At 68.4% G+C, this 2,030-nt stretch carries 2 protein-coding genes; one reads left to right on the top strand and one right to left on the bottom strand.

Features of this window, described 5'->3' with window-relative positions; translation table 11 throughout:
- Positions 1 to 1,073: Glu/Leu/Phe/Val family dehydrogenase (locus EQG76_RS09615; RefSeq protein WP_159712827.1), on the bottom strand; the 1,073-nt coding region annotated here is incomplete at its 3' end.
- A 258-nt stretch (positions 1,074 to 1,331) separates the two neighbouring features.
- On the opposite strand from EQG76_RS09615, the gene EQG76_RS09610 reads away from it, so the two are divergent.
- The coding region (locus EQG76_RS09610; protein WP_159712825.1) for a superoxide dismutase at positions 1,332 to 2,030 on the top strand (699 nt) is incomplete at its 3' end.

Below are 2,030 nucleotides of genomic sequence, written 5' to 3'. Positions count from 1 at the left end.
CGGTTCTGCACCCACTCGAAATAGGAGACGGTCACCCCACCGGCATTGGCGAGGATGTCGGGGAGCACGATCACGCCGTTGCGCTCCAGGATCCGGTCGGCCTCGGGTGTGACCGGGCCGTTGGCGAGCTCCAGCACGACGCGCGCCTGGACCTTGGACACGTTGCGCTCGTGGATCATGTTCTCCAGGGCCGCCGGCACCAGGAGATCGCAGTCCGTGCCGATGATCTCGCTGGCCGGGCATTCCTGGTGGCCGTCCTCGCCCGCCGTGCTGGTGACCGGCTGGCCGGCCGCCTTGGCCGCCTCCAGCCGCTCCACGTTCAGCCCGTCATGGGCGAATACCGCACCGGCGGAATCCGAGACCGCGACGATCTTGTGGCCGTCCGCGGCGAGCAGGCGGGCGATGTGCCGGCCGGCATTGCCGAAGCCCTGGATCGCCACCCGCATCTGCTCCCCTAAGCCCATCTCGGCGGCCAGGTGGCAGGTGAGGTAGTAGCCGCCCCGGGCGGTGGCGTCGTCACGCCCGACCGAGCCGCCCAGCGCCAGCGGCTTGCCAGTGATGACGGCAGGGGCGGCCTGGCCGACGATCTGCGCGTACTCGTCCGCCATCCAGCCCATGATCATTGAGTTGGTGTAGACGTCGGGGGCCGGGATGTCGCGGTCGGGACCGAGGATCCGGGCGAACGCCTGGATGTAGGCGCGAGACAGCCGCTCCAACTCGCTCCGGGACAAGGTGCGAGGATCGACCCGCACCGCGCCCTTGCCACCGCCATAGGGCAGGTTCATCACCGCGCACTTGAAGGTCATCCAGAAGGCCAGCGCCTCGGCCTCCTCCTCGCTGGCGTCCGGATGGTAGCGGATGCCGCCCTTGGTGGGGCCGCGCGTGTCGTCGTAGCGGCAGCGCCAGGCGATGAAGGATTTGCGCGACCCGTCGTCCATGCGGATCATCAGCCGGGCCTTGGTCGTCTCGCGCGGGTATTTCAGCTTCTCGATCACGTCGGGATCGATCGGGAGATGGCGGGCAGCCTCGTCGAGGCGGACGAGCGCGAGGTCGAGCAGGTTGTCCTCGGACATCATGAATCCAGGTGAAGGTAACTGAACCGACGCGGGGTCGGCGGGCATGGCCGCGAATGACACGGCTGGCTGCCCGATTTCAACGCACTTGTCCAACAGACTGTCGAAAACTGCACCAATCCGCCTCAGTTTTAGGCAGGCGCAAGCCGAGCCGGAGCCCCGGCCGGCTCCGGCCGTTGCGTCGAGAGCGCCGGTCCTGGCGCCGATCCCCTAGGAACCGCCCCGTCCCACGACGGGCCGCACCAGAAGAGCGAGATCATGACCATGCTGACCCGTCGCTTCGCCCTTGCCGGATTGGCCGGCACCGGCCTGATCGGCACCGGCCTGCTGGGCAGGCGTCCCGCCTTCGCCCAGGCGGCGGAAGGGCCGTTCAAGCTGGAGCCGCTGCCCTACGAGTATGACCAGAACGAGCCGCACATCGACGCGCAGACCATGGAGCTGCACCACGACAAGCACCATGCCAGCTATGTCGAGAAGCTGAACCAGGCGGTGAGCGGCCATGGCGAGCTGGCCAAGCAGCCGCTGCACGAGATCCTGGCCAAGCTGGACAGCGTGCCGGAGGACGTGCGCAAGGCGGTGCGCAACAATGGCGGCGGCCATGCCAACCACACCATGTTCTGGCAGGTGATGGGCGGCAGCGGCGGGGCGCCGTCCGCCGAGCTGGCGGAGGCGATCGACCGGGACCTGGGCGGGTTCGAGGCGTTCAAGGCCGCGTTCAACAAGGCAGGCGCCGACCAGTTCGGCTCGGGCTGGGTGTTCGTGACCGTCACCGGCGACGGTGCGCTGGCGCTGACCAGCCGGCCGAACCAGGACACGCCGCTCATGGACGGCGAGCGGGTCCTGTTCGGCAACGACGTGTGGGAGCACGCCTACTACCTGAAGTACCAGAACCGCCGCGCCGCCTATCTGGAAGCCTGGTGGAACGTGGTGAACTGGCAGGTGGTCGCCGAGCGCTAC

The sequence above is a fragment of the Geminicoccus flavidas genome (assembly GCF_009806515.1).
Lineage (GTDB): Bacteria > Pseudomonadota > Alphaproteobacteria > Geminicoccales > Geminicoccaceae > Geminicoccus > Geminicoccus flavidus.
The sequence above is the reverse complement of the archived record's forward strand: the minus strand, read 5'-3'. Positions and strand labels throughout refer to the sequence as shown.